The sequence below is a fragment of the uncultured Bifidobacterium sp. genome, from assembly GCF_963540075.1.
In the GTDB taxonomy this organism is placed as follows: Bacteria; Actinomycetota; Actinomycetes; order Actinomycetales; family Bifidobacteriaceae; genus Bifidobacterium.
The window spans coordinates 1-5,720 of the sequence record NZ_CAUTOG010000062.1 but is presented as its reverse complement, the minus strand read 5'-3'; the positions used below and the strand labels follow the sequence as shown (position 1 = coordinate 5,720).

Below are 5,720 nucleotides of genomic sequence, written 5' to 3'. Positions count from 1 at the left end.
TCCAGCGGCACCAGGTGATTCGAAAACCCTCGACTTCCCTGGTTTCCCGTGGGCTCCGGAGATTCCAGAGATTCCTGTTGCCTCCGAGGCTCCCGACGCCCTAGGAGCTTGGGAATCCGACGCCCGGCCATGCGACGCCGAATGCCGGCGGTGCGATGCATCCGTCATCAGCCACGCTCCCCCGCCGCGCGCCGCCCGCGCAGGCTGTGCCGCGAATCCGGCGTCATGACGGGCACGCCGGTGGCGGGGTCGATCCGCACGTCGGCGTCCACGGAGAACACGTCGCGCACGAGTCCGCTGGTGATCACCTCGAGCGGGTCGCCGAATGTCACGCGCCGGCCGTCCTTCATGGCGAGCACCCAGTCGCTGTAGCGCGCCGCCATATTGAGGTCATGCAGCACCATGACGATGGTGACGCCCTCCTGCCGGTTGAGGTCGACGACCAGGTCGAGCACCTCCAGCTGGTAGGCGACGTCGAGGAAGGTGGTCGGCTCGTCGAGCAGGAGGATGTCCGTCTCCTGGGCGAGGGCGAGGGCGATCCACGCGCGTTGCCGCTGCCCGCCGGACAGCTCGTCCAGCGTGCGGTCGGCGAGGTCGCCGAGCCCGGTGACGTCCAGCGCATGCGCCATCGCCCGCTCGTCCTCCCTCTGCCAGCCGCCTCCCGGCCCGTGGTACGGGTAGCGGCCGCGCGCCACAAGATCGCCGATGGTGATGCCCTCCGGCGCGATGGGCGACTGCGGCAGCAGCCCGACCATCGTCGCCACCTTGCGCGTCGGCAGGGAGCCGATGGGCCGCCCGTCGAGCAGGACGCGACCGGCGGCGGGCTTCAGCAGCCGGGCGAAGGCCTTGAGCAGCGTGGACTTGCCGCAGCCGTTGGGTCCGATGATCGCGCCGACCTGGTGTTCGGGCACGTCGAGGTCCAGGCCGTGAACCACCGTGCGCCCGTCATAGGCGAGGTCGACGTGCTCGGCGGTCAGCTTATGCGCCGGATGCGCGTGTTCGGTGGACGAGACGAGAACGCTCATGAAACCTCCTAGAACTCCTGCCGGCGGGTTATGCGGACCATGAGCGCGACGAGCACCGGACCGCCGATGATGCTCGTCACCACGCCCACGGGAAGCTGGGTGGGCGGCACATGCTGGGCGACGATGTCCGCCGCGAGCACGAGGCAGGCGCCGACGAGCCCGGCCTGCGCGATGGCGGGCTTGTGCGGGCCGATGATCCGCAACGCGATGGGTCCGGCGAGGAAGGAGACGAAGGCGATGGGGCCGCTGGTGGCGGTCGCGGCGGACAGCAGCAGCACGGACAGCACGATGACGGCCGTCTGCGTGAGGTCCGCGCGCACGCCGAGGCCGCGGGCCACGTCCACGCCGAATCGCAGCGCGTCCACCTGCCGGCCGAAGGCGAGCAGGGCGCAGCCGGCGACGAGCACGACGGCCACAATGGCCGGGATCTGCGACCATTCGGCGGATGCGAGGCTTCCCGTGAGCCAGCGCGATGCGGTCTGCACGTCCCACTGATCGCCGCGGATGAGGATCCACGAGCTCAGCGCGTTGAAAGCCGCCGCCACCCCGATGCCCGTGAGGATGAGCCGGTTCGGCGCAAACGAGCCGCTCCACGCGAGCCGGATGACGAGCAGCGCGGTGACGAGGCCGCCGGCCACGGCCAGAGCGGACAGCGACGGACCCGACAGCCCCAGAACGATGATGCCGAACACGGCGGCGGTGTTCGCGCCGGCGGTGATGCCGATGATGTCGGGGCTGGCCATGACGTTGCGCAGCAGATGCTGGAAGCTCGCGCCCGCCATGCCGAACGCCAGCCCGCACAGCGCGCCGACGAGCACGCGCGGCAGGCGCAGCTCGCCGATCGCGAAGGCCAGCCCGCCGACGACCGGACGGCCGGAAACAAGGCCGGAGACGAGCCCGGACACGACCGACAGCACGTCGGTCAGCGAGTACACCTCGTGACCGAGCATGAGGTCGGCGAGCAGCAGTGCAATGAGCAGCAGAACCAGCAGCGTCGTGGCGAGGATGATGCGGCGGGCGGTGCGGCGGCGGGCCGCGCGCAGCGCGAGCGCGACCCTGATCTCGGAGTCGGGCATGCCCATCCCGGCGAAATCGACGGAACCGACGGAGGCGGCGGAACCGAGAGAGTTAACCGGGTTAGCGGAATCAACGAAGTCCGTGGAATCGATGCGTCCGGTCATGTCACACCTGCACCATCCTGCGACGGCGGACCAACAGCACGAACACCGGCGCCCCGATCAGCGCGGTGACGATGCCCACCTCCACGTCCGCGGGCCGGGTGATGACGCGCCCAATGACGTCGGCAAACAGAAGAAGCAGCGGCCCCATCAGCGCGCTCATGGCCATCACGCGCCGGTAGTCGGGGCCGACGACGAGCCGCGCCGCATGGGGCACGACGAGTCCGACGAATCCGATGGGTCCTGCGAGCGAGGTCGCTCCCGCACACAGCAGCACCGCCCCGAGCCACACCACGAGCCGTGTGCGCCGGGCCTTCAGCCCCAGCCCGGCGGCCAGCTCGTCGCCCAGCGCGAGCACGTTGAGCGAACGCGCGGAGGCGAAGGCGATGAGGAAGCCGACGACCAGGAGCGGCAGGATCGGCAGCATCAGGGCGAAGCGCGCGCCGGACAGGCCGCCGACCTGCCAGTAGCGGTAGGTGGAGATGACGGTGACGCGCGGCAGCAGAACCGCCGACGTCAGCGAGCTCAGAACCGCGCTGATGACCGCGCCAGCCAGGGTGAGCTTCAGCGGGGTCGGGCCGGAGCGGCCCATCGAGCCGACCGCCCACACCGCCATGGCCGTGAGCCCGCCACCAAGCAGCGCGACCCAGACGTACTGCGACGGCGTGGACAGCCCGGCGAACGCGATGCCGCACACGATGGCGAAGGCCGCGCCCGTGTTGAGGCCGAGAATCGACGGGTCGGCGAGCGGATTGCGCGAGACGCCCTGCATCATCGCGCCCGCGACTCCCAGGCTTGCCCCCACGAGCAGGCCGAGCACCGTGCGCGGGACGCGCAGACGCACGGCCGCGGCGGCGATGTCGGTGGCGGAGGTGGTGAGCCCGCGGATGACATCGTCGAACGTCACGGTCCGCGAGCCGACGGCGACCGACAGCACGCAGACCGCGAGAATCGCCAGCACGAGCAGCACCGTCGCGAGCGCGGTGCGGCCCCGGTGGACGCCGTCGGCATCCACTGCGACCACCGTGGACATGGAGGCGCGCGCCGCCGCTGCATCCGGCGAAACTTCACTCGCCGCGGTGGCATCCGCCGCGGCGTCACCCATCGTGCGGCTTCCCGGTCTCATCATCGCTCATCGGCCCTTCCGCATGCCTCTGCCCTCACTCACACCTTCGCGGCGGCCGCGGCGATGAGCTTCACGTACTGCTTCGTGGTCGCGGGAATCGACAGCGCCGAGGGATCAAGCGCGTTGGCGAGCTCCGTGTCGTCGTTGATCACGACGACCGACCCGCGTTTGACGGCCGGGATCTTCGACAGCAGCGGGTCCTTCTGCATCGCCTTGAGCAGACCGGACGTGCCATAGGTGACGATGACGTCGACGTCCGTGAAGTCGTCGGCGTTCTCGGAGGAGACGTCCTTGTAGAACGACGTCGTCCCCTTCGACAGCTTGGTGACCGACGCCGGCGTGGTCAGCCCGAGGTCGTTGAGGAACTGCGGGCGCACGTCGGTGGTGGTGTACACGCTGAAGCTCGACAGCTTGGAGGCGTTGAAGTACATGACGGCGGCGCTTTTGCCCTTGATCTCGGGATACGCGGACACGTCGTCGGAGATCTGCTTCTCGAGGCTGGAGATGAGCGCCTTCCCCTTCGCCTCGACGCCCAGCGCCTTGGCGGTGGTGGTGATCATGTCGCGCCAGGTGTCGCCCCAGGCGACCTTCTGGTAGGCGATGGTCGGAGCGATCTTGCTCAGCGTCGCGTACTGCTCCTTGGTGATGCCGGACTGCAGGCCGATGATGACGTCGGGGTTCGTGGAGGCGATGGCCTCGGCGTCGATGTCATCGGACTCGTCGTGCAGCTGCGGCAGGTCGACCTTCGCCACGCCCTTGTCGTCGAGCGCGTCCTTCGTCCACGGCAGGTAGCCGCCGTCGACCGTCTTGCCGTAGGTGTTCTTGGGGATGCTCACCGGGGTCACGCCGAGCGCGATGACGTTGTCGGCGCTGGCCCAGCCGACCGTAGCCACGCGGGTCGGGCGTGAGGAGATGGTCGTCGTGCCGTAGGCGTGTGTGATGCTGACGGGGAATCCGGCGGCGGAGCCGGAAGCGGAGCCGGTGCCGGTCGAACTCGACGCGCTGCCCGTCGACCCGCAGGCGGCGAGCGACAGCACCACCACCATCGCGGCGGCCACGCGCGTCAGACGTCGGGTGGTTCCGCGTGCCGTCGGGCGATCGGTCGGGTGAATTCCATCTGTCTTACCTGCCTTACGGGCCTTACGGGCCGCAACACCCTCCCCGAATGCACTGCGACCCGATGCTGATGCATTGCGACCCGATGCACTGCGAGTCGTCTTATCACGACCCGTCGCAACACGAGCCGTGACATCACGTCCACTCATAATCCGGCGCATCTCATCCCTCATCGACATCAACCCCCATAGGTCGGCTCTCTCGGCTCCGTCGTTTCCGTATGCGCATGGCCATGCGCCGGGCCGAACCCGGCGACCTGCAAGGCCACGCGGGGCACAATGTAGCAACGTCCGGACGCGAAAAAAAGACTTGTATAACGCGAATCGATGTGCTATTCGCCAGTCCTGAACCCGGTCTGCGGTCCACTTACTGCGTCCCCGCTTAACGAATCCCATCAAACAGGGAGCAGTTTCATCGCGCTCATTCCGGCATGGCGGAATGCCGGGATGAATGAGAAACTGCAACCGAACGAGAAACGGCAACGACAGCCGGAACAGAACGACTGGAACGGAAACTGCAACGGAAACTGCAACAACCGTTACAGTTCATCGATCAGAGCAGTCTCCACGAGGCACGCGGATCACGATCAGACCGTCCCTGCCATCGGACAAGACCGGCGGAGGCAAGTGAATCCAAGGCTCGTTTGGCCGTCGGACGGGCAATTCCCAAGAGTTCTGCAATCTGCCCCGTCCCCAGCGCCCTGTTCTCGGTACGAAGTATGTCAAGAACCTTCCGAGCGTTCTTGGTCAATCCAGCAAGCACACGAGAATCGACTGCATCGGAAGCCTTAAGAATCAGCGTGACGGAAGAGGCGGTCTGTCGATAAATCGGATCCGCCAGACCACGGCGTTGCATCTCATGGAAAATTCGCTTGATGCCTTCGCCAAGTTCTCTGGTGATGCCCATATCCGCACAGACACGCGCAACGCGGGGATTCCGGGCATATCTTGAAATCGTCAGAGGCGAGCCGGGGTCTGCCAGCCCGGGGAAGCGCCCCGGCGACGAAATCTCGATCCGATGCGGGAAAATCTCCACACGGATATGATCACCCATCATGCTATAGGAACGATGAATGACAGCATTCACCAAACCCTCCAGCCATGCGTCACGGGGAATAATCGGGACACGCTCGAAACGACCACTATCCGTGAGCCTTTGGCGGCTCGGGACAAGACGCTCAATCTCCTCGGACGCCCGTGCGATCTGCTGAGGCAACGACCCCTCGATACGGGTTTCCTCGACGAGATTCATGGCAGAACCAACGCCACGTTCATC

Annotated in this window: 5 protein-coding genes; all 5 read right to left on the bottom strand. The window is 67.0% G+C overall.

The genetic code is table 11. From position 1 onward, the window contains the following. Positions 1 to 167: 167 nt before the first annotated feature. The gene (locus RWX87_RS06325) at positions 168 to 1,025 is read right to left on the bottom strand and encodes an ABC transporter ATP-binding protein (RefSeq protein ID WP_314688724.1); all 858 of its coding nucleotides are present in this window, start codon (positions 1,023 to 1,025) and stop codon (positions 168 to 170) included. A gap of 8 nt (positions 1,026 to 1,033) precedes the next feature. Continuing rightward, positions 1,034 to 2,206 carry an iron ABC transporter permease gene (locus RWX87_RS06320; protein ID WP_314688722.1) on the bottom strand — a complete coding sequence of 391 codons (1,173 nt, stop codon included), beginning with the start codon at positions 2,204 to 2,206 and terminating at the stop codon, positions 1,034 to 1,036. A gap of 1 nt (position 2,207) precedes the next feature. Next, positions 2,208 to 3,332 (bottom strand): iron ABC transporter permease, encoded by a 1,125-nt coding sequence (locus tag RWX87_RS06315; RefSeq protein WP_314688720.1) that lies wholly within the window; start codon positions 3,330 to 3,332, stop codon positions 2,208 to 2,210. Between the two features lie 35 nt (positions 3,333 to 3,367). After that, a complete protein-coding gene (locus RWX87_RS06310) occupies positions 3,368 to 4,387 on the bottom strand; it encodes an iron-siderophore ABC transporter substrate-binding protein (protein WP_314688719.1) in 1,020 nt (339 codons plus the stop codon). A 610-nt stretch (positions 4,388 to 4,997) separates the two neighbouring features. Continuing rightward, a partial coding sequence (locus RWX87_RS06305; RefSeq protein WP_314688718.1) for an ATP-binding protein occupies positions 4,998 to 5,720 on the bottom strand: 723 nt, incomplete at its 5' end.

Coding starts and splice junctions, on each gene's coding strand:
- RWX87_RS06325 (WP_314688724.1), bottom strand. CDS start 1,025: ATGAGCGTTCTCGTCTCGTCCACCGAACACGCGCATCCGGCGCATAAG.
- RWX87_RS06320 (WP_314688722.1), bottom strand. CDS start 2,206: ATGACCGGACGCATCGATTCCACGGACTTCGTTGATTCCGCTAACCCG.
- RWX87_RS06315 (WP_314688720.1), bottom strand. CDS start 3,332: ATGATGAGACCGGGAAGCCGCACGATGGGTGACGCCGCGGCGGATGCC.